Below are 25,300 nucleotides of genomic sequence, written 5' to 3' on the forward strand. Positions count from 1 at the left end.
TCAGGCCGAGGGCGGCACGAAGCCTTGCGCTTCGACGGCGCCGTCTTCGAACAGGAAGCGCTCCATCTGCTGTTGCAGGTATTTGCGGGCGCGCGCGTCGGCCAGGTTCAGGCGGTTTTCGTTGACCAGGCGGGTCTGGACGCCTTTCCACTCTTCCCACGCTTCCTTGGAGATGCTTTGCCAGATGCGCGTGCCCAGCTCGCCGGGGTAGGGAGGAAAGTCCAGCCCTTCGGCTTCACGCTTGAGTTTGACGCAATTAACGGTACGGGCCATGACGGTAATGCCTGAAAAAGGGAAGGGGACGATTTTAACCGAGGCGGCATTGCGCCCGGGGAGAAACCGCCCCGCGCGGCGGGGCTTGCGCCCGTCCGCCGCCCGATGATGCCTACAGCCGCTTGATGAAAATCAGGCTGTTGCGCGAACGGTTGTAGTTGTGCTGCTTCTCGCGCGGCAGGTCGGCGATGCCGCCGGTGACGAAGCCGCGCTTGAGGAACCAGTGCGAGGTGCGCGTGGTCAGCACGAACAGCCGCTTGGCGCCGATGGCGCGGGCGCGCGACTCCATATGGCGCAGCAGGATTTCCCCTTCGCCCGAACCCTGCCATTCCGGATGCACGATCAGGCAGGCCATTTCCGCCATCTGCTCGTCCGGGAAGGGGTGCAGCGCCGCGCAGCCGTAGATGACGCCGTCGTGCTCCAGCACGGTGAAGTTCTCGACGTCGCGCTCGACCACGCCGCGTCCGCGCGGCACCAGCGTGCCGTCGGCCTCCAGCGGTTCGATCAGGCTGAGGATGGCGCCGACGTCGTCCAGCGTGGCCGGCCGCAGGTCGTCCAGCGTGTCCTCGACGACCATGGTGCCCACGCCGTCGTGGGTGAAGATCTCCAGCAGCACGCCGCCGTCCAGCGCGTAGGGCACGATGTGGGCGCGCGCCACGCCGCGCTTGACCGCCAGCGAGCTGTATTGCAGGAAGGTCGACGTGTCCTCGTCCAGCTCGCCCTTGGCCAGCAGGGCGTCGGCGTCGACGCGCGCCAGTTCCGTGTCCACGTTGCCGTCGTCGTCGCGCACGCCGTCGGTCACCGACAGGAAGATCAGCTTCTCGGCGCGCAGCGCCACGGCCACGCTGGTCGCCATGTCTTCCATCGCCAGGTTGAAGGCGTCGCCGGTGGGCGAGAATCCCAGCGGCGAGAGCAGGATGACCGAACCCTGCTCCATGGCCTGGCGCATGGCGTCGACGTCGATCTTGCGGACCAGGCCGGTGTGCTTGTAGTCCACGCCGTCGATGACGCCGGAAGGGCGGGCGGTGACGAAATTGCCGGAGATCACGCGGATGCGGGCATGCGACATCGGCGTGTTGGGCAGGCCCTGGCTGAAGGCCGCCTCGATGTCCAGGCGTATCTCGCCGGCCGCTTCCTTGGCGCATTCGAGCGAGGCCGCGTCGGTGGGCGACAGGCCGCGGTCGAATTGATGCGTGTAGCCCTTCAGGCGCAACTGTTCGTTGACCTGCGGCCGCGAGCCGTGCACCAGCACCAGGCGGATGCCCAGCGACGACAGCAGGGAAAGGTCCTGCACCAGCGTGTTCAGCGCGCCCGCCTGCACCAGTTCGCCGCCGAAGGCGACGACGAAGGTCTTGCCTCGGAACGCGTGCACATAGGGGGCGACTTCACGAAACCAGCGGACGAACTGGGCGGGCGCGAAGCCCGGGGCTTCCAGCGCGGAGACGGTGTCTTGGTCCTGGTCGGGCATGATGCGGCGAGACTTCCTGGAGAGGAAAAAGGGAACTCGAAATTATAGGACCAGCAGGGAATACCCGGACGAGGTCCCGAGGTCATTTCGCGGAAGTTCGTATCCAGGATTGCATCCGGGACATCCGCGCGCGCGTTCGCCGGCTCGCGCCCGATTCGCGCGCGCGTCCACGGAATTTCCCGCCGCCCGTCCGGCGCCTACAGGGTGCCGGGATACGCCCCGCCGTCCATCACCAGGTTCTGCCCGGTGATGTAGCCGGCCCGCGCGCCGCACAGGAAGGCGCAGGCGTCGCCGAACTCCGCCGGGTCGCCGAAGCGCTTGGCCGGATTGCGCTGCCGGCGCGCCTCCAGCGCCTGCTCCGCCGACTGGCCGGCCGTGGCCTTGGCGGTGCTGAGCAGGCGATCGGTCGCGAAGGGGCCGGGCAGCAGGTTGTTGATGGTCACGTTGTGCGCCACCACCTGGCGCGCCAGGCCGGCGACGAAGCCGGTCAGGCCGCTGCGGGCGCCGTTGGACAGGCCCAGCGTCTCGATGGGCATCTTCACCGCCGCCGAGGTGATGTTGACGATGCGGCCGAAGCGGCGCTCGATCATGCCGTCCACGGTGGCGCGGATCAGTTCGATGGGCGCGAGCATGTTGGCGTCGAGCGCGGCGATCCAGTCGTCCCGGCTCCAGTCGCGGAAATCGCCCGGCTTGGGGCCGCCGGCATTGTTGACGAGGATGTCCGGCCGGGGGCAGGCGGCCAGCAGGCGGGCGCGTCCCTCGGCGGTGGCGACGTCGGCCGTCACGGTGGTCACCTGGGCGCCGGTCTCGGCGCGGATGGCGGCGGCCGCCTGCTCCAGGGCCTCGGCGCCGCGCGCCGACATCACCACGTGCACGCCTTCGCGCGCCAGCGACAGCGCGCACGCGCGGCCCAGCCCCTTGCTGGAGGCGCACACCAGGGCGGTTTTTCCTTGCAGTCCCAGATCCATGGAGATGTTCCCTTAACGTTAGAAAAATTTTGTATCGCGTGGTGGAAAACGCGGAAAATGATATTAATATTTTGAAATAATTGCCCTTGCGGGCCAACTCGCATTCTATGCCGCGGCGGCTGGGAATGCCGGCAAACCGCGCCCGGCTTCCGGCAGGCTCGATCGGCTATCGATCAAATATTGGGGACGTTCTCATTGTGGAGCAGCGCTACTGGTTGACCCTCGACCCGGAGACGCACGCGTTGCGCGCGGGTTTTCGCGCCGGCCTGGATGCCGAGCCGCCCAGCGCCGAAATGCTGGAGACGGTGGTGGCGACGCGGGGGTGGACCGCCGACGCCCTGGATCCCGCGGCCGTGGCCCGTTTCGTCGATCGCTGTTGCGAGGCCGCCGCGCGCTACGCCGGCGCCCTGGCGACGGCCTCGCACGGCGCCGACGAAGGCGCGGCCCTGGTGACGGAACTGGCCGCCATCGAATCGGCGGCGTCGCGCCTGGGCGCCGTGGTGGAGCTGGCGAACGCGCCGGCCGAGGTCGGCGCCGAGGCGGATGCCGCGGCCGGCCTGCCCGATGACGACCCCGACGTGGTCGAGGAAATCGTCGGCGAGGTCTACGACGGCAGCTTCGACCTGGCCTTCGAGGCCGACCACATGCAGGTCCTGCTGACGCTGCGGCCGCCGCGCGGCGGCCGTCACGTCGGGCTGGCCGACGTGCGCGCGGTGCTGGCCGAGCACAAGGTGGCGTTCGGCGTGAAGGAGGACTTGCTGCTGCAGGCCGTCGAGGCGGGTTCCTGCGAAGACATCGTGATCGCCGAGGGCATTCCCCCCGCCGACGGCGAGCCCACCGTCTTCGAGTCCCTGCTGGACACCCATCCGCAGCACGCCCAGGTCGACGACCGCGCGCTGGTGGACTACCGCACCCTGGGCAACCTGCTGCTGGTCAAGCCGGGCATGCGCCTGATGCGCCGTATTCCCGGCCGGCGCGGCAAGGACGGCATCAACGTCCTGGGCCAGGTGGCGCCGGCCCCCGAGCCGGAAGATATTCCCTACGACCCCGAGCTGACGGGCGTCGCGCGCGCCGCGGACGACCCCGAGGTGCTGGTGGCCACCATCGCCGGCGCGCCGTCGGTGCCGGCCAGCGGCCATGGCATGTCGGTGAATCCGGTGGTCCAGGTCGAGGCGGTCGACCTGTCCTCGGGCAACATCGATTTCGACGGCACGCTGCAGGTCAACGGCGACATCACCACCGGCATGCAGGTCAAGGTGACCGGCGACGTCGTGGTCAGCGGCACCGTCGAGGCGGCGCAGATCGACGCCGGCGGCAACGTGGTGGTCAAGGGCGGCATCCTGGGCGCGGCCGAGGGCGCCGGGCTGGGCGGAGAGCCCGCCGCGCGCGGCGCGCACGTCGTCGCCAGGGGCTCCGTGCAGGCGCGCTTCATCGGCAACGCCACCATCAGCGCCGGCAAGGACGTGGTGGTGGAAAGCGAAATCCGCCAGAGCGACGTGGCGGCCGGCGACAGCGTCACGGTGGGAGGCAAGGGCGCCAGCCAGGGCAGCATCAACGGCGGCCAGGTGCGCGCGCTGCGCCTGGTGCGCGCCGTGACGCTGGGCACCATGGCCGGCGTCAAGACCCTGGTGCAGGTGGGCGTGAACCCGCACGCGCAGACGCAGAAGCTGGCCCTGGCGCGCACGCGCGCGCGCCTGACCGAGGAAAAGGACAAGCTGGAGCAACTGCTGGTCTTCCTGCGCAAGCATCCGGAGAAAGGCGCCAACGGCATCGGCGCGCGGGCCTTGCAGACCCATGCCAAGCTGACGCGCGACCTGGCGGCGGTGGCCGCCAAGGAAGAGGAACTGGCCGCCGAGAAAGACGCCACCGAGGGCGCGGCCATCGAGGTCGGCAAGCGGATCTATGGCGGCGTCGACCTGCAGATCGGCAATCGCCGCGAGGAAGTCATCGAGGACCGGGGCGGCGGCAAGGCCACGCTGAGCGACGGCAAGTTCACCATGCGTTGAGCGGGCGGCGTGCCCCTGGTGCGGAGGGCCGCCTTCCCGCTGTGGCGAGGGGGCGGCCCTCTATAATTCGGGCAATGACCGTCAAGCATCCGCCCGCGCCGCCGCGCGAAATCCCCCCCATCCATTACCCGGAAGACCTGCCCGTCAGCGCCAGGCGCGACGAGATCGCGCGCGCCATCGCCAGCCACCAGGTGGTCATCGTCAGCGGCGAGACCGGTTCGGGCAAGACCACCCAGTTGCCCAAGATCTGCCTGGACGCCGGCCGCGGCCGGTGCCGCATGATCGGCCACACGCAGCCGCGCCGCCTGGCCGCCACCTCCGTGGCCAAGCGCATCGCCGAGGAATTGAATACGCCCATGGGCGAGCTGGTCGGCTACCAGGTGCGCTTCAACGACCGCACCGGCCCGAACGCCGCCATCAAGCTGATGACCGACGGCATCCTGCTGGCGGAGTCGCAGCGCGATCCGCTGCTGCGCCGCTACGACACCATTATCATCGACGAGGCCCACGAGCGCAGCCTGAACATCGATTTCCTGCTGGGTTATCTCAAGCAGTTGCTGCCGCGCCGCCCGGACCTGAAGGTCATCATCACCTCGGCCACCATCGATGCCGAGCGTTTCGCCCGCCATTTCGCCGCGGCCGACGGCACGGCGGCGCCCGTCATCGAGGTGTCCGGCCGACTGTACCCGGTGGAGATCCGCTACCGGCCGGTGCGCCAGGACGAGACCGAGGACGATATCGAGGAAACCGCCGCGCGCCGGCCGCGCGCGGGCGGCCGCGACCGCTCCGGCGACGAAGAGCGCGACCTGATCGACGCCATCGTCGACGGCGTGGACGAGTGCGCGCGCCACGGCCCGGGCGACGTATTGGTCTTCCTGCCCGGCGAACGGGAAATCCGCGAGGCCGCCGAAGCCCTGCGCAAGCACCACCCGCCGGGCACCGAGATCCTGCCCCTGTTCGCCCGCCTGTCGCAGGCCGAGCAGGAGCAGATCTTCCGGCCGCGCGGCAACGCGCGCCGCATCGTGCTGGCGACCAACGTCGCCGAGACCTCGCTGACCGTGCCCGGCATCCGCTTCGTCATCGACAGCGGGCTGGCGCGCATCAAGCGCTATTCGTGGCGCAACAAGGTGGAGCAGTTGCGCATCGAGCCCGTCAGCCGGGCCTCGGCCAACCAGCGCGCGGGCCGTTGCGGCCGCGTCGGCCCGGGCGTCTGCATCAGGCTGTACGCGGAAGACGACTTCAACGCGCGGCCGCCCTTCACCGATCCCGAAGTGCTGCGGTCCTCGCTGGCCTCGGTGATCCTGCGCATGAAGTCGCTGCGCCTGAACGACATCGAAAGCTTCCCCTTCGTCGAGGCGCCGCCCGGGCGCGCCATCGCGGACGGCTACCACCTGCTGCAGGAACTGGGCGCGATCGAGGCCGCGCCGGAGGACGGGGAGGGTGACGGGGCCGACGCGGCCGACGCAGGCGCCGGCGCCGCGCCCGCGCGGAAAACCGGCGCGGCCGGCGACGGCGGCGACGCGGCCGAAGGGACGAAAGCGACCGAAGGGACGAAAGCGGCCGAAGGGACCGAGGCAACACGCGGCCCGCGTTTCGTCCTCACGCGCACCGGCCAGGAACTGGCCCGCCTGCCCGTCGACCCGCGCGTCGGCCGCATGATCCTGGCCGCGCGCGAACAGCAGTGCCTGACCGAGATGCTGATCATCGCGTCGGCGCTGTCCGTGCAGGACCCCCGCGACCGCCCCATGCACGAGCGGGAGGCCGCCGAAAACGCGCACGCCAAGTTCGCCGACGACAAATCGGAGTTCGTGTCCTACCTGAAGCTCTGGCGCTGGTACCACGAGCAGGTCGAGCACAAGGCCTCGCAGCGCAAGCTGGCGGCCCTGTTGCGGCAGAACTTCCTGTCGCCGCTGCGCCTGCGCGAATGGCACGACGTGCACAGCCAGCTCTCCAGCGTGGTCGGCGAGCAGGGCTGGCGGCTGAATACCGCCGAGGCCACCTTCGAGCAATTGCACCTGGCGCTGCTGTCGGGCCTGCTGGGCAATATCGGCTTCAAGAGCGACGAGGCCGGGGCGGCCGGCGCGGGCCATTACCTGGGCGCGCGCGACATCCGCTTCTTCATCCATCCCGGTTCGCGCCTGGCCAAGAAGGCCGGCCGCTGGATCGTGGCCGGCGAACTGGTGGAGACCACGCGCCTGTACGCGCGCTGCGTCGCTCGCATCGAGCCGGCCTGGATCGAGCGCGCCGCCGCCCACCTGCTGCGCCGCAACTGGAGCGACCCGCGCTGGGAGAAAAAAGCCGGCCAGGTGGTGGCCAACGAACGCGCCACCCTGTACGGCCTGACGATTTATTCCGGCCGCCGCGTCCACTACGGCCGCATCAACCCGGCCCACGCGCGCGAACTGTTCATCCGCCAGGCCCTGGTGCCGGGGGAGATCGACACGCGCCTGCCCTTCGTGGCGCACAACCGCCGCCTGATCGCCGAGATCGAGAAGCTGGAGCACCGCGCGCGCCGCCCCGACATCCTGGTCGACGACGAACTCATCCACGCCTTCTACGACCGCCAGATCCCGGCCGGCATGAGCCAGACCGCCACCCTGGAAAAATGGGTCAACGGCCTGGACAAGGCCGGCGCCGCCGCGCTGCTGCTGACGCGCGACGAACTGATGCGCCACGAGGCCGCGGGCGTCACCACGGAAGTCTTTCCCAAGAAGCTGGAATGGCAGGGCGTCTCCATGGCCCTGGACTACCACTTCGAGCCCGGTTCGCCGCGCGACGGCGTGACGCTGTCGGTGCCGCTGTTCGCCCTGAACAAGGTCGACGCCCAGCGCTGCGAATGGCTGGTGCCCGGCATGCTCAAGGAGAAGGTGCAACTGCTGCTGAAATCCCTGCCGCAGAAGATCCGCCGCCACTGCGTCCCGCTGCCGGACTACGCCGCCGGCTTCTACGACCGCTGGTTCGACCGCCTCGGCGAGCCCCGGCAGGGCCTGCTGGACGCGCTGGCGGCCGATATGTGGGAACAGCTCAAGGTGCGCCCGCAGGCCTCGGACTTCAAGCTGGAGACCCTGCCCGCGCACCTGTTCATGAATTTCCGGGTGGTCGACGAGCATGGCCGCATGCTCGACGCCGGCCGCAACCTGGCCCAGTTGAAGGCGGAACATGGCCGCCAGGCGCAGGCCGACTTCCAGCAGATGGCCGCGCGCGACAACCAGGTGGCCCAGGCCCTGGCCCAGGAGGGCCTGACGGCGTGGACCTTCGGCGAACTGCCGGAGATCATGGAGATCCGGCGCAAGGGCCAGTCGGTGATCGGCTATCCGGCCCTGGTCGATCGCGGCACGCATTGCGACCTGGATGTCTACGACGATCCCGGCGAGGCGCGCCGCCACCACCGCGCGGGCCTGCTGCGCCTGTTCCGCCTGGGGCTGCGCGAGCAGGTCAAGTTCCTGGAAAAGAACCTGGCCGACCTGACCCGCATCAGCATGCTCTTCATGCCTCTGGGCACGTTGGAGGAATTGCGCGACCAGATCGTCGACACCGCCCTGGCGCAGGCCTGCCTGGCCGAGCCCTGGCCCGCCAATGCCGCCGAGTTCGACAGCCGCCGCAACGAAGGCAAGGGCAGGGTGGGCCTGCTGGCGCAGGAGGTGGCGCGCCTGGCGGGGACGATACTCACGGAGTGGGCGGCGCTGCAGCGCAAGCTGCCGCAGGCCAAGGCGCATGCCGCGGCCTATGCCGACCTGCAGCAGCAGTGCGGCGCGCTGGTGCATCGCTGGTTCCTGCGCGACACGCCCTATGCCCAGTTGGCGCACTTCCCGCGCTACCTGAAGGCGGCGGTGGCGCGCATCGACAAGCTGCGCGCCGATCCCGGGCGCGACCAGCGCCTGATGGCGGAGATGGCGCCCTTGCTGACCCAGTACCAGCGCGCCCGCGCCGCGCTCAAGGGCGCGCCCGACGCGCGCCTGGACGAATTCCGCTGGCTGCTGGAAGAGCTGCGCGTCGCCTTGTTCGCGCAGGAGCTGCGCACGCCGATGCCCGTGTCGGTCAAGCGGCTGATGAAGACCTGGGAGTCGATGCAGCGGTAGGCGCCGTCAGGGACGGCGCGCCCGCCGGGCTACAGCCAGATGAACGCCCCGACCACCAGCGCCACCAGGGCCCACTTGACGGTCTTGTACACCGTCCGGTTCCAGGCCTTGAACTGCTTGCGCTTGAGGTCGATCTGATGGTGCAGGTGGGTCAACCGGTTGATCGCCCCCGTCTTGTCGCCGCTGTCGTTGGGCGAACTGGCGGCCGACATCACCACCCGGCCGAACCAGTGGTTGAAGGCCTCGGCCCAGCGCCACTTCAGCGGCCGCTCGACGTCGCAGAACAGGATCACGCGGTTGGCGCCGGAACGGTTGTGCGCTTCGTGGATGTAGGTCTCGTCGAACACCACGCCTTCGCCGTCGCGCCAGCTATAGGGCTGGCCGTCGACCTCGATGTAGCAGCGGTCGTCGTTGGGCGTGGCCAGGCCCAGGTGGTAGCGCAGAGATCCCGAGAACGGGTCGCGGTGCTTGTTCAACTGGCCGCCGTCGGGCAATTCGGCGAACATCGCCGCCTTGATCGTCGGAATGGTCTTGAGGATGGCGACCGTGCGCGGGCATAGCTCCTCGGCCGACGGGTGGCGGGCGTCGTACCACTTCAGGTAGAACCGCTTCCAGCCGTACTTGAAGAAGGAGTTGAAGCCGATGTCGTCGTGGTTCTCGGCGGCCTTGATGCGGCGCAATTCCTGCATCCGCAAGGCCTCGTCGCGAATGATTTCCCAGTTGTCCTGCAGTTTCTGCAGTTCCGGGAATTCCCGCGTGGAGACGTAGGGCGAGGTCGGCACCCGCGAGGTCAGCACCATGAAGGCGTTGACCGGCGCCAGCAGGACCGAATGGTCCAGGAACACGCGGCCCCAGGACAGGCGCACCTTGCCTCTGTAGTGCCCATAGAGGATGGCGGCCAGCCAGATGCCGGGAATCAGCCATTTCATAACGTAAAACACCGTTCGATACGAGATAACCGCCTATTCTTGCACAGGCCGGTCCAAACCGCGCGCGAAAAAGGCGGCCTGGGTACAATCGCGGACATGTCAGAAGCCGCCGTAGCCCCGTCCCCTTTTGTCCATTTGCGTGTCCACTCCGAGTTTTCGGTGGTGGATGGACTCGTCCGTATCCCCGACCTGATCAAGCGCGTCGCCAAGCTCGGCCAGCCGGCCGTGGCGCTGACCGATCTGTCCAACCTGTTCGGCCTGATCAAGTTCTACAAGGCGGCGCGCGGCGCCGGCGTCAAGCCCATCGCCGGCTGCGATATCTGGCTGACCAACGACGAGGACCGCGACAAGCCGTTCCGCGTCCTGGTCCTGGTGCGCAACCGCCAGGGCTACCTCAATCTTTGCGACCTGCTGTCGCGCGCCTTCCTGACCAACCAGCACAAGGGCCGCGCCGAGGTGCGGCGCGACTGGCTGCTGGGCAGCGAGGGGCTGATCGTCCTGTCCGGCGGCCGCGCCGGCGACGTCGGCCAGGCGCTGGAGGCCGGCAACGCCGTCACCGCGCTGGCCCTGGCGCGGGTGTGGGCGCAGGCCTTCCCGGGCGCCTACTACGTCGAGCTGCATCGCGCCGGTTTCGACGGCGACGAGGCGTATACCCAGGCCGCCTTGCGCCTGGCCGCCGAAGCGCGCCTGCCGGTCGTCGCCACGCACCCGGTGCAGTTCCTCGACCGCGACGAATTCCAGGCGCACGAAGCGCGCGTCTGCATCGCCGAGGGCGAAATCCTCGCCAACCCGCGCCGCGTGCGCCGGTTCACCGAGGAACAGTACCTGATGGACAGCACGGAAATGGCGCGCCGTTTCGCCGACGTGCCGTCCGCGCTGGCCAACACCGTCGAAATCGCCAAGCGCTGCAACCTGACCCTGGTGCTGGGCAAGCCCCGCCTGCCCATCTTCCCCACGCCCGAGGGCGTGACCCTGGACGACTACCTGGTCCAGTTGTCGGAGCAGGGCCTGGAAAAACGCATGGAAGTGCTCTATCCGGACCCGGCCGAGCGCGAGTCCAAGCGCGAGCAGTATTACGAACGCCTGCGCTGGGAGTGCAAGACCATCATCCAGATGGGCTTCCCGGGCTACTTCCTGATCGTGCAGGACTTCATCAACTGGGGCAAGAACAACGGCGTGCCGGTCGGTCCCGGCCGGGGTTCCGGCGCCGGTTCGCTGGTGGCCTACGCGCTGGGCATCACCGACCTCGACCCCATCCGCTATGACCTGCTGTTCGAACGCTTCCTGAATCCGGAGCGGGTGTCCATGCCCGACTTCGATATCGATTTCTGCCAGGACAACCGCGAACGCGTCATCGACTACGTGAAGGAAAAGTACGGCCGCGCGGCCGTCAGCCAGATCGCCACCTTCGGCACGCTGGGCGCCAAGGCCGTGGTGCGCGACGCCGGCCGCGTGCTGGACATGCCCTATCTGTTCTGCGACGGCCTGTCCAAGCTGATCCCCTTCAACCCGGCCGATCCCTGGTCGCTGGAGCGCACCCTCAAGGACGAGCCGGCCTTCAAGGAACGCTACGAGCAGGAAGAGGAAGTGCGCGGCCTGGTGGACCTGGCCCAGCCGCTCGAAGGCCTGACCCGCAACATCGGCATGCACGCCGGCGGAGTGCTGATCGCGCCCGGCAAGCTCACCGATTTCTGCCCGCTGTATTGCCAGCCCGGCCAGGAAAACAGCGCGGTGTCGCAGTTCGACAAGGACGACGTCGAAGCGGCCGGCCTGGTGAAGTTCGACTTCCTGGGCCTGCGCAACCTGACCATCCTGGACTGGGCCGTGCGCTACGTGCGGCAGTTCAACGCGACCAAGCGCGACTTCGACATCATGGCCGTGCCGCTGGACGACCAGGCGGCCTACAAGGTGTTGACCGACGCCAACACCACCGCCGTGTTCCAGTTGGAATCGCGCGGCATGAAGGAGCTGCTGAAGAAGCTGCGCCCCAGCAACTTCGAAGACATCATCGCCATGCTGGCGCTCTACCGGCCGGGTCCGCTGGAATCCGGCATGGTGGACGACTTCGTCAACCGCAAGCACGGCCGCGCGCCGGTGGACTACTTCCACGACGACCTGGAAGCGACCCTCAAGAGCACCTACGGGGTCATCGTCTACCAAGAGCAGGTGATGCTGATCTCGCAGATCATCGGCGGCTACTCGCTGGGCGGCGCCGACCTGCTGCGCCGCGCCATGGGCAAGAAGAAGCCCGAGGAAATGGCCAAGCACCGCGAGCTGTTCCAGAAAGGCGCGGTGGAGAAGGGCCACGACCCGGACCTGGCGGTCAAGCTCTTCGACCTGATGGAAAAGTTCGCCGGCTACGGTTTCAACAAATCGCACTCGGCCGCCTACGCGCTGATTTCGTACCAGACCGCCTGGCTCAAGGCCTATCACCCGACCGAGTTCCTGGCCGCCACCATGTCGTCCGATATGGACGACACCGACAAGGTGCAGATCTTCTGCCGCGACGCCATCGACAACGGCGTGGCGGTGCTGCCGCCGGACGTCAACGCCTCCGGCTACCGCTTCCAGCCGGTCGAGGACGAGCACACCGCCAAGGGGCAGCCGCCGCGCACCATGCGCTACGGCCTGGGCGCGGTCAAGGGCACCGGCCAGGGCGCGGTCGAGGAAATCATCCGCGCCCGCGAGCAGGGCGGTCCGTTCAAGGACCTGTTCGATTTCTGCCGCCGCGTCGACAAGCACTCGGTCAACCGCCGCACCATCGAGGCCCTGATCCGCGCCGGCGCCTTCGATGCCATCGAGCCCAACCGCGCCGCCATGCTGGCCTCGGTGCCGACGGCGATGGAAGCCGCCGAGCAGGCGGCCCGCAGCGCCAACCAGGTCTCGCTGTTCGGCGACGACAGCAGCGACGTGGTGGCCAGCGAGCTGTCCAAGGTCGCGCCCTGGAACCTGCATACCAGGCTGTCCGAGGAAAAGCAGGCGCTGGGCTATTTCTTCAGCGGCCACCTGTTCGACGCCTGGCGCGACGAGGTGCGCCGCATCGTGCCGATGACGCTGGCGCGCCTGGAGCCGCAGCGCGATCCGCAATGGATGTGCGGCGTGCTGGCCGGCGTGCGGGTGATGATGACCCGGCGCGGCAAGATGGTGTTCGCGGTGATCGACGACGGCACCGCCCAGGTGGAAATCTCGGTCTTCAACGAACTGTACGAGAAGCACCGCAACCGCCTGCGCGAGGACCAGCTCATCATCGTGCACGGCAAGGTCAGCAACGACGAATACTCGGGCGGCATGCGCATCGTGGCCGAATCCCTGTACGACCTGCAACTGGCGCGCGAGGCGCGCGCCCGCGTGCTGCGCGTGCGCCTGAACGGCAACGCCAACGCCGAGCAGTTGCGCAAGCTGCTCAATCCCTACCGCGCCGAGCCGGAGAACGGCATCCCCGGCATCCCGGTCGAGGTCGAATACAAGAAAGACAATTTCCGCTGCACGGTCCGCCTGAGCGAGGAATGGCGGGTCCGCATGGCGGACACCTTGCTGGAACAGTTGGGTGAGTGGGCGCGCCCGGACGGCGTGGAGATCTCTTACTGATGCAACCCCTGCGCATTATCCATTCCGAGGCCGCCACCGCTTTCGGCGGCCAGGAGCATCGCATCTTCAAGGAAATGGTGGCCATGCGCGAGCGCGGCCACCACATGGAGGCGGTGGTCCAATCGCGCGCGCAACTGGTGGAGCGCCTGGGCGACGCCGGCTTTACCGTGCACAAGGTCGACATGGCCGGCGTGGGCAACTATTTCAAGGGCATCGCGGCCATCAAGCGCATCCTGCGCGCCGGCCGCTACGACGTGCTGAATACCCACAGCCGCCGCGACACGGTGATCGCCGCGCCCGCCGCGCGGCTGGCGGGCACGCCGCCGCTGATCGTGCGCACCCGCCACCTGGCCAGCAAGGTCGGCTCGATGTGGTCGTACACCTGGCTGCCGCACCGCGTCACCACGGTCAGCGACCACGTGCGCGAATACCTGATCACGCGGGGCGTGCCGCGCGATCGCATCGCCACGCTGTATTCGCCCATCGTGCCGCCGCCGCCCATCGAGAAGTCGACCTTGCGCGAGGAACTGGGCTTGTCCCAGAGCGACGTCGTGGTCGGCTGCGTGGCCGTGATGCGGCCCGCCAAGGGGCACCGCGCGCTGATCGACGCCATGCTGCCCTTGATGCGCACGCGGCCCCACCTGCACCTGGTGTTCGTCGGCAGCGGTTCGCCCACCTTCGAACGGGTGCAGGCCTATATCGCCGAACTCGGCATGCAATCGCGCATCCATCTGATGGGCACGCGCCGCGACGTGCCCAACCTGCTGGCCGGCTTCGACCTGTTCGCCCTGGCCACGGAGCAGGAGGCCTCCGGCACCGTCTACGTGGAAGCGCAGGCCAGCGGCCTGCCGGTGGTCGGCACCGACGTGGGCGGCGTGTCCGAGATGTTCCGCGACGGCGTCTCCGGTTTCCTGGTGCCCCTGCACGACCAGCCGGCGCTGACCGGCGCGTTGCAGCGCCTGATCGACGATCCCGAACTGCGCAGGACCATGGGCGAGGCGGGGCGGCGCATGATCCGCGAGGAAGGGATTTTCTCGCCGCAGCGCCTGGCCGAACGCACCGAGGCGATCTATCGCAAATGGCTGGCGGAGCGCGGCGCATGAAGAACGCGATCAAGGATCCGCTCAGCGTCGCGCCGATCAAGCCCGCCCACAACGTGCCGGTGCTGATGTACCACCACGTCACGCCGGCCGGCGGCATGATCAACACCACGCCGGCCAATTTCGAAAGCCAGATCGCCTGGCTGGCGCGCAACGGCTACACCTCCCTGACCGCGGAGCGCTTCGCCGGCCACCTGGCGGGTCGCCCCGTGCCCGACAAGTCGGTGCTGATCACCTTCGACGACGGCTATCTCGACAACTGGGTCTACGCCCATCCGGTGTTGCAGCGCTACGGCATGCACGCCGTGCTGTTCGTGATCACGGGCTGGATAGGCGAGGGCCCCGTGCGTCCCTACGAAGGCCAGGACGGCGTGCCCGCGGCCAGCTTGCCGGCCGCGCCGGACCACGATGCCAGCAAGAAGCTGATCGAGGCCGGCCGCCATGACGACGTCATGCTGCGCTGGAGCGAAATCGAGGCCATGCGCGCGGCCGGCACCTTCGAGTTCCACAGCCACACGCATACGCATACGCGCTGGGACCAGGCCTGCGGCCCGGACACGGCGTCCAAGCGCGCGCACATGGCCAAGGAACTGGCGGATTCGCGCGCCACGCTGCTGGCGCGGCTGGGCGAGGCCAGCGACCATCTCTGCTGGCCGCAGGGCTATTTCGACGACGACTACATGCAGGAAGGGCGGGCCGCGGGCTTCCGCCATTTCTATACGACGGACCCCTTCGGCCAGAACGTCGCCGCCGGCGCGCCGGGCGCGGCGGGAGCGGAACACATCTACCGCTTCGCCGTGCGCAACCAGCCCGGCGCGTGGCTGGCCAAGCGCCTGTGGTGGGCCGCCCATCCCTTCTGGGGGCCGCGCTACAACGCCTGGAAATCCTGGAAGAAACGGCTGCGCGCGCGCCTGCGGGGCCGCCGTTCATGAAGAAGCTGTCGGTCATCGTCATCACCAAGAACGAAGCGGCGCACATCGTCGCCTGCCTGGAGTCCGTGGCGTTCGCCGACGAATTCATCGTGGTCGATTCGGGCAGCAGCGACAATACGGTGGAACTGGCGCGCGACATGGGGGCGACGGTGGAGCAGACCGCCGATTGGCCCGGCTTCGGGCCGCAGAAGAACCGCGCGCTGGCGCTGGCGCAGGGCGAGTGGGTGCTGTCCATCGACGCCGACGAGCGGGTCACGCCCGAACTGGCGCGGGAGATCCGCCAGGCCATCGAGACGGGCGACAAGGATGCCTATGAAATCCCGCGCCTGTCCGAGTTCTGCGGGCGCTTCATCCGCCACAGCGGCTGGTGGCCCGACCCGGTGCTGCGGCTGTTCCGGCGCGGCGCGGGGCGCTTCACCGACGCCGCCGTCCACGAGAAGGTGGTGCCCGTGAGCGCCTGGCGGGCAGGGCGGCTGGAGGCCCATTTCATCCACTATTCCTATCCCAACCTGGAAGCGCTGATCGCCAAGAGCAACCGCTATTCCTCCGACGCCGCCACGATGATGTACGCCCGCGGCAAGCGCGCGTCCATCTTCAGCGCCCTGGGCCATGGCTTCTGGACCTTCGTGCGCATCTACCTGCTCCGGCGCGGTTTCCTCGACGGCCGCCAGGGCGTGGTGCTGGCGGTGACGGCGGCGGCGGGCAGTTTCTCGCGCTACGCCAAGCTGATGTTCATGGGCGACGAGGACAAGCGCCCATGAAAATCCTCTACACGAATTTCCACCCGCGCAACGGCGGCGGGCACGTCACCTACATCCTCAACCTGGCGCGCGGGCTGGCGCCGGCGCACGACATCACGGTGGCGACGCCGGCCACCAGCCGGCTGTATCGCTACGCCGGCGCCATTCCCGGCGTCAAGGTGGTGGATGCGCGCTTCAGCACGCGCGCCTCGGGCTTTTTCGCCGAGCGCGCGGCGCTGCGCGGCCTGATCGCGCGCGAGGGCTATGACGTCGTGCACGTGAACGGCTCGTCCGACCACCGCCACGTCATGCTGGCCACGCTGGGCATGCGGCGTCCGCGCATCGTCTTCACCAAGCACAACGACCTGCCGCTGAACACGCTGGGGCATCGCCTGCGCGCCCGCTTCGCCACCGACTACGTGATCGCCGTCAGCGACTTCGTCGCCGGCCTGCTGCGCGACTCGCCGTATCGCGCCCTGCCCATCGCCACCATCCGCCACGGCATCGACACCGAATACTTCTCGCCGCCGTCGTCCTCGCTGCACGAAGCCTTGCGCGAGCGCTATTTCGGCCCGGCCTGGCGCGGCAAGATCCTGCTGGGCAGCGCCGGCGGCACCGACTACGACAAGGGATGGCTGGACCTCATGGCGGCCCTGGCTGCCCTGGCGCCGGAACAGCGCGAGCGTTTCCGCGTGCTGGTGGCGGGCGATCCGCCCAACGACGCGAAGATGGCGCGGGTGCGCGAGCTGGGCGTGCAGGACCTCGTCGTCTTTCCCGGCCTGCTCGACGACGTGCGGCCGGCGCTGGCCGCCTGCGACGTCGGTTTCGTCCTGTCCTACCGCGAGGCCTTGTCCTTCGCCTGCCGCGAGGTGATGGCGCTGGGCCTGCCGGCGCTCGTCACCTCGGCGGGCGGCCTGCCCGAGAACATCATCGACGGCGTCGACGGCTGGATCGTGCCCGTGCGCGCGCCCGACGCCATCGCGGCCGTGCTGCGCGGCATCCTGGACGATCCGGGCCGCATCGCCGCGATGGGCGCGGCGGCGCGCGAACGCAGCGCCCGCGAGTTCAGCCTGGGGCCTTTCGTCGCCAGCACCTTCGAGGTCTACCAAGCGGCGCTGGCCGCCGCGCCCGCGCGACGCCCGGCCTGAGCAGGGCGGCCCGGTGAGCAGGGCGCGCCGCCGGCCCGGGCGCGGCCGTGCGTGGCGGCGGCCGATATAATCCGGCGCATGCCGATCCCCATCCTCATGTACCACCAGATCGGCGAGCCCGCGCCGCCGGGATCGCCGTACCGCGGCCTGACCGTGCATCCGGCGCGCTTCCGCCGCCAGATGGCCTGGCTGCGCCGCTTCGGCTATCGCGGCCTGTCCATGCGCGATCTCATGCCCTACGTGCGCGGCGAGCGCCAGGGCAAGGTCTTCGGCATCACCTTCGACGACGGCTATCGCAACGTGCACCGCAACGCCTTGCCGGTGCTGCGGGAACTGGGCTATACGGCCACCAACTATTTCGTCGCGCGCCAGTTCGACGGCGCCAATGTCTGGGACGCCGACAAGGGCGTGCCGGCGTCGCCCCTGATGAGCGTGGCGGAAATGCGGGAATGGGCGGCGGCGGGCATGGAGGTGGGCTCGCACACGCTGGACCATGTCCACCTGCCCCAGCTCGCGCCCGAGGAAGCCATGCGCCAGATCGCCGATTCGCGCGGCGAACTGGAAGCCGCCTCGGGCCAGCCGGTCACGGCCTTCTGCTATCCCTACGGCGAGTACACGGAAGACCATTGCCGCATGGCGCGCGAGGCCGGCTACGACAACGCCACCGTGACGCGGCGCGGCCTGGCGCACGCCGGCGACGATCCCTATGCCCTGAAGCGCGTCCTGGTCGCCGGCGGCACCAGCCTGTTCAGCTTCCTGCGCAAGACGCTCACCGCCTACGAGGACAAGCGCAGGCGCCGTTGAGCGGCGCCCGCGCCGGTCAGAAGCGCCAGCCGAGGTTCAGGCGCACGCTGTGGTCCGTGCCGCGGTCGCCGAAGGCGCCGCCGTAGCCCAGGCTGGCCGAGCCGTCACGGGTGTAGTGCCACGTGGCGCCCGCGTTCACGAGCAAGGTATCGCGGCTGCGCGGCAGCCCCAGCGTCGTGAAGGCCGCCGAGTCGCCCAGGCGCATGCGGGTGGCCGGCGTGACGTTGCCGTAGGCGTGCTGCCAACCCGCCTGCCCATGGACGCCGAGCTTGCCGTCCTTCCCCAGGTCCCAGGCGGTATGCGCGCGCACGCCGAGGGTGCTGCTCAGGTTGCCCTGGGCGGCCCGGCTGCCCCGCAGATTGGCCGCGCCGGCGCCGGACTCCTTGAAACTCCCGCTGCGGGCGTGGTCGTAGGCCAGGCCCGCGTAGGGCTCGACCACGGCGTCGCCGATGGCGTAAGGCAGGCCGGCGACGCCGAAGACCTGCGCGGCGCCTGTCCTGTACTTGGCGTTCGCCCTGCCGAAGCCGGTGTCGCGGCGCGTCTTGACGTCATGCATGCCCAGCGTCGCGCCATAGCGCAGGTTCGCCGCGCCGGCCTCGGTGGAACCGTAGGCCGACACGGATGCGCCGCCGATGCCGGCCCTTTGTCCGGCGCCCGTCCCCCGGGTATTGACGCTGGCGTTGCCGAAGGACAGCGCGCCGCCCAGGCGGGTGGCGGGGGAGACGGCGGTATCGGCGCCGAAAATCAGCCCGCTGCCGCCGCGCCGCAGGCCTGCGGCATTGCCGTCGCCGGCCAGGTTGCCGCGCTGGTTCAGGTACTCGCCCCAGGCCCCGGCGCCGCCGTTCGCGTCCGCGGCGCCGGCCCGGGGCGGGGCCGCCCGGTCCAGCAGGATCGCGCGCGTTTGCGCCTGCTGCGCGGCGAGCATCCCGTTGACGCTGGGGTGGATGTCGCCGGCCAGGGGCGCGAGGGTGCGCCGCGCCGTATCGGCATCGGTGGCGTTGAACAGCCGCTCGAAGACCGGGTTGCCGGCCCGCAGCGTATCGGCGGCCTTGCCGGCGGCGCGCTGGTTGGCATTGGCGGCCACCGCGCCGAAGCCGCCCGGGTTGCGGCCGACGCTCACCGTCAGGCGCCGGTCCTGCACGGACGTGCTTATCGAGGAGAACAGCGGCGCGGCGTCGCCTTGCACCCGGTCGAAATTCCCGCTCGCTCCTTGTCCGGTGTCGATCAGCGTGAACTGCCGGCCCAGCAGGGACGAGTTCACGCCGTTCACCTGCAAGGTGCCGCCGTTCAAGCTGGCGCTGCCCACGACCGCGAGGCGGTCGAGCGTGCCGTCGCCGGCCAGGGTGGAACGGATGACGCCTTGCGGCCCGAGCGTGAAGTCGCCCGCCACGGTCAGGACCCGGCCGCCGGCGCCGCCCGGGACGACGATGCCGTCGGCGGCGGTGGCGCCGACGGTGCCCGAGCCCGTCAGCGTGGCGCCCGGCCGTACGTTGAGCTTGGAGGCGGCGGTCGAGCCGGTCACTTTCAGGGTGCCGCCCGCCACGATCGTGTCGCCATTGAACGTGTTGGCGCCACTCAGTTCCAGCGTGCCGGCGCCGCGCTTGACCAGGCCGCCGGGACCCTTGATGTCGTTGGAGAAGACGCCGTCGTGGCCCTGGGTGTCGACGTCGAAGAAGCGGCCGAAGCCTTCCGCGCCGAAGGCGCCCGGGCCGCGGGACGCGCGCTCGACGTCGAGCAGGCCGCGGCCGTAGGTGCGGCGGTCGGACAGGCGGCCCGTGTCGTTGGCGGTGGTCAACAGGGTTTCCTGGGTTTGCGCGGCGGTCAGGAAGGGGAATGCGCCGCGCACGATCGCGGCGGCGCCGGCGACGTGCGGCGCGGCGCCCGACGTGCCGGCCACACGCCTGGCCCGCTCGCCGCCGTCGCCGATCACCCGATAGCTGTTCCCGGCGGACCCGCCGCCTTCGTCCTCGGCGTCCTGGTCGCCGCCCGGGGCGGCGATGCACCATTGCCACGCATCGCCGCAGCGGTTGCTGTAGCGTGTGATGTTGTTGTCGCGGTCGGTCGCCACGACGGCGATCACGGAGGACTTGAGCGGCGAATAGTCCAACCCGGAGACCCGCGCGTCGTCAGGGTCGATGTAGGTGTAGGTTTCGGGGTCGTCGGCGTCGTGGTCCGGCGCCGACGCGTCGACGAAGCGGTAGAGGCCGCGTCGGGTGTTTTCCGGCGTGATCAGGGGCAGCATGCCGTTGCCGCTGGGATTCAGGGAGGCGACCGGCTGCTCCCCGAACTCGTTGCCGGCCGCGACCACCACCAGCACGTCCTTGGACGCGGCATACGAAACCGCCTCGGCATCGTATTTCTGCAAGGTGTTCCGGCGGCTGTCGAACTCGATGATGTGCTGGCCGAGCACGGCATGTTCGGAGTTGAGCTCGCCGTCGTCGTCGCGCAGGCGCGGATACGGCGGCGGCCCGAAGCTCTGGTTGATGATCCGGGCGCCCGCGTCGACCGCATGGCGCGTCGCGCGCGACGAGCTGTCCTCGCCGTCGCCGCTGCCGTCGTCGTAGCGCGCCACCAGCAGGCGGGCATCCGGGGCGACGCCGCGCACGTCGCCGTTGCGCCCGCTGCCCGCGATGATGCCCGCCACCATGCTGCCGTGGCTGTCCGTGGCCGCCTGCGCCTGGAACCGGGCATTGTCGGTGTCGTCGAAGCCAGCGGAACGCGGGTCGATCCGGCCCGCGAACGCCGGGTCGTCGGCGAATATGCCGTCGTCGACGACCCCCACCAGCACGCCGGCGCCCGTCTTGCCGAGGTGGAAGGTCTCGTTGGCCCGGACGCGCGCGAGATTCCAGTCGTCGCCCTCGGCCATGGCCAGGGGACTGAAGACCTGCGCCAGCGCGAGGGCGCCGAGCTTGGGTATGAAGCGGAAGCGCCTGCCCGGCGATGCGGCGGCGGCTTGGGGGAAACGCGGGTCGTTCTTCGCCATGGGATGCTCCTTGTCGATTGAATCGGCTCGTTCATGCGGTTCCTCTTGAATCGCATGATTGAATTAAGCAATCGAATAGGGTTATCCAATAGGAGAAAATTCCACTCGACAGGAGACTGCCGCTTCCATGCGAACGCGGCGCAAGACGGTTTTTTCCGGCGCGGCGGCGGAAAAACGCCGACCGGCGCGGCGGCTATTCGGACCGGCGCCGGTATTGAAGGGATATGGGAAAGCGATAGGGGGCAGCGGTATGGGGCAGCGATGTGAGAGCGGGAGGCCCGATACGCCGCGTCAGGACGAGGCCGGCGCCGTATCCGCTTCCAGCTTGGTCAGCCAGGCGATGGCATGGGCGCGGTCCGGCCCGCACATGTCCGCGGCCGCTTGCAGCCCGCCGCAGAAGGCCGGCCGTTCCGGCTTGCCGAAGACCGCGCAGCGCATGTCGTCGAGCAGTTGCGCGCAGCGCTGGCCCGCCGGCTTGCCTTGCGGCATGCCCGGCAGCGGACTGGCGATGGACGGCGCGATACAGCAGGCGCCGCAACCGGGGCGACAGGAGACGGCCATTACACCCAGCCCCGCAGCCAGTACACGAACAGCCCCGAATACTCCTTGATGATGGAGCGGCTGGCGTCGAAGGTGCGCATGTCGGGCCACCACGGCGACAGCGGCGGCTGCGTGTCGGGGATGAAGATCTGCGGCAGGGAAGGCGCCGCGATGGCGGTGACGCCCTGCTTGCGGAAGGCGGCCATGGCGCGCGGCATGTGCAGGGCGGAAGTGACCAGCAGCACGGTGCCCAGGTGATGGTCGCGCAATTCGTCCTCGGTCAGCGTGGCGTTCTCGTAGGTGGTGCGGCTGAAGTTCTCCAGGATCAGCACCTGTTCGGGGATGCCCGCCTGGCGCAGCACGTGGGCCATGCCTTGCGCTTCGCTGACGTCGCCCGACAGCGCGCCGCCGGACAGGACGATCTTCGGCGCGCGGCCGGCCAGGTAGAGCTGGGTGGCGGTCTGCAGGCGGGTGATCGCGGTATCGCGGTCGTAGGGCAGGAACCAGTTCGGGCGGCTGTTGGCGGTGTTGCCGCCCAGGACCACGATGGCGTCCGCCGTCGGCAGCTCGGCCGGCTGCTTATAGGGATATTGCCGTTCCAGCGCGCCGCCCAGCCATAGCGTGGTCGCCGGCAGCGACCAGGCCAATGCCCACGCCAGCCCCAGGATGGCGACGATCGCGCCCGTGACGCGCAGGCGAAACAATGCCAATACCAGGCCCAGGGCGACCAGGGTCAGGCACAGGTTCAGGGGGATGATCAGGTTTGCCAGCAGACTTGCGATTTCCATACCGGCACGATTGTTCCGACGGTCGGCGTCCCTGTCAATCAGCGATGGGGGCAGCGATTCGCGCCTGCACGGCCGGCTCCACCTCGGCCACGTCCGGCCAGTGGCCGTTCGAGCCCAGGCACACGGCATCCCGCGACCAGGGGCCGGTCCGCTCGCGGTCGGTGACGCCGAACAGCGTGACCTGGCGCGCGCCGGCGGCGGCGGCCACGTGGGAAACGCCCGAGTCGTTGCACACGACCACCGCCGCGCGGGTGGTCAGCGCGGCGAAGGCGCCCAGCCCCAGGGCCGGCAGCAGGCGCGCGGAGGGCGCGTTGCGCCGCGCCTCCTCGACCTCGGCCGGCGGCGGGCACATGGCCACCTCGACGCCCCGCGCCTGGAGGCCCCGCGTCAACGCGTCGAAGCCCGGCCAGACCTTGTTGCGGCCGCGATGCAGCCCGGTCGCGGTCGGCGCGATCAGCACGAAGCCGCCGCGCGCCAGGCCGGCCTCGGCCAAGGCGGCGTCGGCCGCCGCCATCTGGTCGGCGGTCGGCGTCAGGCCCAGTTCCGGCCCGGGCTGCTCGGCGCCGGCCGGCAGGCCCCAGCACGCCAGCGCCTTGCGGGTCAGGTAGTGCCACGATTGGACCGCGTGCAGCGGCGCGCGGGGCTTGTCGACCGGCCAGCGCAGCAGCAGGCTGCGGCCATCGTCGCGGTAGCCGGCGGTGGGTATCCCGGCCAGCCGGAAGACCGCGGCGCTGGACAGCGAATCGGGCAGGCAGAGCCCGCGGCAGTCGCGCGCTCGCGCGCCGCGCTCGCGCAGTTGCTGGCGCAGCGCCGCGCGGTCGGCGCGCCAGGCGCCGCGCATGGGCACGAAGTCCTGCGCCGGCGCCACGCCCGCCAACAGGTCGCGCGCCCAGGGGCGGGCGCAGATCGTCAGGGGCAGGCCGGTGGCCTGCAGCGCGTACAGGGAGGGCAGGCTCATGCAGACGTCGCCTACCCAATTGGGCAGTCTGACGTACAGGCGAAGATTGGACGGCATGGCGGGCAAGGGGAAAATGGAGCTTTTGTAAAGGATACGGGGATGGCCGGGGCGGGCGCCGCGGGACTTGGCGCGCCAACGGTACAATCGCCGGTCAGGATTGTATAAAAGCGAGAGATTTCTTGAATTCTGCCGCACGTAACGCGCAGGCTGGTAGCCAGGCGGTGAAGTCCGTCATCTGGGCCCGCATTTATTCCCGCGTCGGGTCGCATTGGAAAGCGTTGATTCTTGCCGTTCTGCTGATGGCGGGCGCCGCGGGCACGCAGCCGACCCTGGCCGTCATCATGAAGCCCTTGCTGGACGACGGCTTCTCCGGCACCAAACCCTATTACGTCTGGGCCATTCCCCTGGCCGTGGTCGGCCTCATCGTATTGCGCGGCGCCTGCAACTTCTTCAGCGACTACCTGCTCGCCTGGGTGGCCAACAACGTGCTGCGCGGCATGCGCCAGGAGATGTTCGACCGCCTGCTGGGCCTGCCCGACGCCGAATTCAAGCGGGGCGACACCGGCCGGCTGCTCAACCGCTTCACCATCGACGCCGGCAACGTCACCGGCTACGCCACCGACGTCATCACCGTGCTGGTGCGCGAGTCGCTGGTGGTGGTGGCGCTGATCTGCGTGCTGCTGTACATGTCCTGGGTGCTGACGCTGATCATCCTGGTCATGCTGCCGGTATCGGTGCTGATCGCCCGCGTGTTCATCCGGCGCCTGCGCAAGATCAACCGCGACACCGTCAACATGAACGCCGAGCTGACCCGCGTGGTCGGCGAGGGCATCGACGGCCAGCGCGTCATCAAGCTGTTCGACGGCTACGAGTACGAGCGCGGCCGCTTCGCCTACGTCAATTCGCGCCTGCGCCGTTTCGCCATGCGCAGCGCCGTCGCCGACGCCGCGATGACGCCGCTGACGCAGGTCTGCATTTCCATCTCGGTGGCCGCCATCATCGCCGTGGCGCTGGGGCAGGCCAACGCGGGCACGCTCACCGCCGGCAGTTTCGCCGCCTTCATGGCCTCCCTGGCGCAGTTGTTCGACCCGGTCAAGCGGCTCACCAACCTGGCCGGCAAGATGCAGCGCATGCTGGTCTCCGCCGAAAGCGTCTTCACACTGATCGACCAGGTGCCGGAACTGGACAGCGGCACGCGCACGTTGCCCGTCCCGGTGCGCGGCAAGATCGAATTCCGCGGCATCAGCCACCGCTTCCCGGACGCCGCCCAGGATACGGTGAGCAACGTCTCCTTCAGCGTGCAGCCGGGCGAGACCGTGGCCCTGGTGGGCCGCTCGGGCAGCGGCAAGACCACCCTGGTGAACATGCTGCCGCGTTTCGTCCTGCCCACGGCGGGCAGCATCCTGGTCGACGACGTCGAAATCAACGACCTGACGCTGGCCAGCCTGCGCTCGCACCTGTCGCTGGTCAGCCAGGACGTGGTGCTGTTCGACGACTCCATCGCGGTGAACGTGGGCTATGGCTCGCTGGAGCAGGCGACCGACGAGCAGGTCATGGCCGCGCTGGAAGCCGCCAACCTGCGCGACTTCGTCAACCAGTTGCCCAAGGGCTTGCAGACGCCGGTAGGGGAGAACGCCGCGCGCCTGTCCGGCGGCCAGCGTCAGCGCCTGGCCATCGCGCGGGCCCTGATCAAGAACGCCCCCATCCTCATCCTGGACGAGGCGACCTCGGCCCTGGACAACGAATCGGAGCGCCAGGTGCAGGCCTCGCTGGAGCGGTTGATGAAGGGCCGCACCACCCTGGTCATCGCCCACCGGCTGTCCACCGTCCAGAATGCCGACCGCATCATCGTGCTGGACGCGGGGCAGGTGGTGGAAAACGGCCGGCACGAAGATCTGCTGGCGGCCAACGGCCTGTATGCCACCCTGTACCGCATGCAGTTCCGAGATACGGACTGAGACCGGACCGCGGTGGACGGCCGGGCGGTTTTCCTCCG

17 protein-coding genes are annotated in these 25,300 nt (G+C 69.3%); 9 read left to right on the forward strand and 8 right to left on the reverse strand.

Features of this window, described 5'->3' with window-relative positions:
* From CAL29_RS09890 to CAL29_RS09900, 3 genes are all read right to left on the reverse strand, one after another.
* The gene (locus tag CAL29_RS09890; protein WP_094852892.1) at positions 1 to 273 is read right to left on the reverse strand and encodes an oxidative damage protection protein; all 273 of its coding nucleotides are present in this window, start codon (positions 271 to 273) and stop codon (positions 1 to 3) included.
* Positions 274 to 385: 112 nt separating this feature from the next.
* Positions 386 to 1,741, reverse strand: a complete 1,356-nt coding sequence (gene argA, locus CAL29_RS09895) for an amino-acid N-acetyltransferase (RefSeq protein ID WP_094852893.1) — start codon at positions 1,739 to 1,741, stop codon at positions 386 to 388.
* A gap of 197 nt (positions 1,742 to 1,938) precedes the next feature.
* Positions 1,939 to 2,709, reverse strand: coding sequence for an SDR family oxidoreductase (locus tag CAL29_RS09900; RefSeq protein ID WP_094852894.1), 771 nt, complete (start codon positions 2,707 to 2,709; stop codon positions 1,939 to 1,941).
* Between the two features lie 215 nt (positions 2,710 to 2,924).
* Between CAL29_RS09900 and CAL29_RS09905 the strand changes: the two genes are divergently transcribed.
* The gene (locus tag CAL29_RS09905; protein ID WP_179283971.1) at positions 2,925 to 4,715 is read left to right on the forward strand and encodes a DUF342 domain-containing protein; all 1,791 of its coding nucleotides are present in this window, start codon (positions 2,925 to 2,927) and stop codon (positions 4,713 to 4,715) included.
* A gap of 74 nt (positions 4,716 to 4,789) precedes the next feature.
* Complete coding sequence (hrpA, locus tag CAL29_RS09910) at positions 4,790 to 8,794, forward strand: ATP-dependent RNA helicase HrpA (protein WP_094852896.1); 4,005 nt, start codon at positions 4,790 to 4,792, stop codon at positions 8,792 to 8,794.
* 29 nt (positions 8,795 to 8,823) lie between these two features.
* On the opposite strand, the gene lpxO is transcribed toward hrpA, so the two are convergent.
* Positions 8,824 to 9,723, reverse strand: coding sequence for a lipid A hydroxylase LpxO (gene lpxO, locus CAL29_RS09915; RefSeq protein WP_094852897.1), 900 nt, complete (start codon positions 9,721 to 9,723; stop codon positions 8,824 to 8,826).
* Positions 9,724 to 9,819: 96 nt separating this feature from the next.
* Between lpxO and dnaE the strand changes: the two genes are divergently transcribed.
* The 6 genes from dnaE (at position 9,820) to CAL29_RS09945 (ending at position 18,035) form a co-directional block, all read left to right on the forward strand.
* Positions 9,820 to 13,311: a DNA polymerase III subunit alpha gene (gene dnaE / locus CAL29_RS09920; RefSeq protein WP_094853997.1), complete on the forward strand. Its 3,492-nt coding sequence runs from the start codon at positions 9,820 to 9,822 to the stop codon at positions 13,309 to 13,311.
* The gene (locus CAL29_RS09925) at positions 13,311 to 14,414 is read left to right on the forward strand and encodes a glycosyltransferase family 4 protein (RefSeq protein ID WP_094852898.1); all 1,104 of its coding nucleotides are present in this window, start codon (positions 13,311 to 13,313) and stop codon (positions 14,412 to 14,414) included. The genes dnaE and CAL29_RS09925 overlap by 1 nt, the downstream gene beginning before the upstream one ends.
* A 35-nt stretch (positions 14,415 to 14,449) precedes the next feature.
* Positions 14,450 to 15,343, forward strand: coding sequence for a polysaccharide deacetylase family protein (locus tag CAL29_RS09930; protein WP_094853998.1), 894 nt, complete (start codon positions 14,450 to 14,452; stop codon positions 15,341 to 15,343).
* A complete protein-coding gene (locus CAL29_RS09935; protein ID WP_094852899.1) occupies positions 15,340 to 16,104 on the forward strand; it encodes a glycosyltransferase family 2 protein in 765 nt (254 codons plus the stop codon). The genes CAL29_RS09930 and CAL29_RS09935 overlap by 4 nt, the downstream gene beginning before the upstream one ends.
* Entirely contained in the window at positions 16,101 to 17,231 is a 1,131-nt protein-coding gene (locus CAL29_RS09940) for a glycosyltransferase (RefSeq protein ID WP_094852900.1), read from the forward strand. The genes CAL29_RS09935 and CAL29_RS09940 overlap by 4 nt, the downstream gene beginning before the upstream one ends.
* Before the next feature lie 78 nt (positions 17,232 to 17,309).
* Positions 17,310 to 18,035, forward strand: coding sequence for a polysaccharide deacetylase family protein (locus tag CAL29_RS09945; protein ID WP_094852901.1), 726 nt, complete (start codon positions 17,310 to 17,312; stop codon positions 18,033 to 18,035).
* A gap of 16 nt (positions 18,036 to 18,051) precedes the next feature.
* On the opposite strand, the gene CAL29_RS09950 is transcribed toward CAL29_RS09945, so the two are convergent.
* The 4 genes from CAL29_RS09950 to CAL29_RS09965 all read right to left on the reverse strand — a co-directional run bounded on the left by CAL29_RS09950 (position 18,052) and on the right by CAL29_RS09965 (position 23,361).
* A complete protein-coding gene (locus tag CAL29_RS09950; protein ID WP_094852902.1) occupies positions 18,052 to 21,018 on the reverse strand; it encodes a S8 family serine peptidase in 2,967 nt (988 codons plus the stop codon).
* Positions 21,019 to 21,309: 291 nt separating this feature from the next.
* The gene (locus CAL29_RS09955; protein WP_094852903.1) at positions 21,310 to 21,579 is read right to left on the reverse strand and encodes a YkgJ family cysteine cluster protein; all 270 of its coding nucleotides are present in this window, start codon (positions 21,577 to 21,579) and stop codon (positions 21,310 to 21,312) included.
* Positions 21,579 to 22,346, reverse strand: coding sequence for a YdcF family protein (locus CAL29_RS09960; protein WP_094852904.1), 768 nt, complete (start codon positions 22,344 to 22,346; stop codon positions 21,579 to 21,581). The genes CAL29_RS09955 and CAL29_RS09960 overlap by 1 nt, the downstream gene beginning before the upstream one ends.
* A 34-nt stretch (positions 22,347 to 22,380) precedes the next feature.
* Positions 22,381 to 23,361 (reverse strand): glycosyltransferase family 9 protein, encoded by a 981-nt coding sequence (locus CAL29_RS09965; RefSeq protein ID WP_094853999.1) that lies wholly within the window; start codon positions 23,359 to 23,361, stop codon positions 22,381 to 22,383.
* A 122-nt stretch (positions 23,362 to 23,483) separates the two neighbouring features.
* On the opposite strand from CAL29_RS09965, the gene msbA reads away from it, so the two are divergent.
* Positions 23,484 to 25,262: a lipid A export permease/ATP-binding protein MsbA gene (msbA, locus tag CAL29_RS09970; protein WP_094852905.1), complete on the forward strand. Its 1,779-nt coding sequence runs from the start codon at positions 23,484 to 23,486 to the stop codon at positions 25,260 to 25,262.
* Positions 25,263 to 25,300 lie beyond the last annotated feature (38 nt).

Origin of the sequence: Bordetella genomosp. 10 (genome assembly GCF_002261225.1) — a bacterium.
GTDB lineage: Bacteria > Pseudomonadota > Gammaproteobacteria > Burkholderiales > Burkholderiaceae_B > Bordetella_C.

Coding starts and splice junctions, on each gene's coding strand:
- CAL29_RS09945 (WP_094852901.1), top strand. CDS start 17,310: ATGCCGATCCCCATCCTCATGTACCACCAGATCGGCGAGCCCGCGCCG.
- CAL29_RS09925 (WP_094852898.1), top strand. CDS start 13,311: ATGCAACCCCTGCGCATTATCCATTCCGAGGCCGCCACCGCTTTCGGC.
- CAL29_RS09940 (WP_094852900.1), top strand. CDS start 16,101: ATGAAAATCCTCTACACGAATTTCCACCCGCGCAACGGCGGCGGGCAC.
- lpxO (WP_094852897.1), bottom strand. CDS start 9,723: ATGAAATGGCTGATTCCCGGCATCTGGCTGGCCGCCATCCTCTATGGG.
- CAL29_RS09965 (WP_094853999.1), bottom strand. CDS start 23,361: ATGCCGTCCAATCTTCGCCTGTACGTCAGACTGCCCAATTGGGTAGGC.
- hrpA (WP_094852896.1), top strand. CDS start 4,790: ATGACCGTCAAGCATCCGCCCGCGCCGCCGCGCGAAATCCCCCCCATC.
- CAL29_RS09890 (WP_094852892.1), bottom strand. CDS start 273: ATGGCCCGTACCGTTAATTGCGTCAAACTCAAGCGTGAAGCCGAAGGG.
- CAL29_RS09900 (WP_094852894.1), bottom strand. CDS start 2,709: ATGGATCTGGGACTGCAAGGAAAAACCGCCCTGGTGTGCGCCTCCAGC.
- CAL29_RS09955 (WP_094852903.1), bottom strand. CDS start 21,579: ATGGCCGTCTCCTGTCGCCCCGGTTGCGGCGCCTGCTGTATCGCGCCG.
- dnaE (WP_094853997.1), top strand. CDS start 9,820: ATGTCAGAAGCCGCCGTAGCCCCGTCCCCTTTTGTCCATTTGCGTGTC.
- CAL29_RS09935 (WP_094852899.1), top strand. CDS start 15,340: ATGAAGAAGCTGTCGGTCATCGTCATCACCAAGAACGAAGCGGCGCAC.
- CAL29_RS09950 (WP_094852902.1), bottom strand. CDS start 21,018: ATGGCGAAGAACGACCCGCGTTTCCCCCAAGCCGCCGCCGCATCGCCG.
- CAL29_RS09960 (WP_094852904.1), bottom strand. CDS start 22,346: ATGGAAATCGCAAGTCTGCTGGCAAACCTGATCATCCCCCTGAACCTG.
- argA (WP_094852893.1), bottom strand. CDS start 1,741: ATGCCCGACCAGGACCAAGACACCGTCTCCGCGCTGGAAGCCCCGGGC.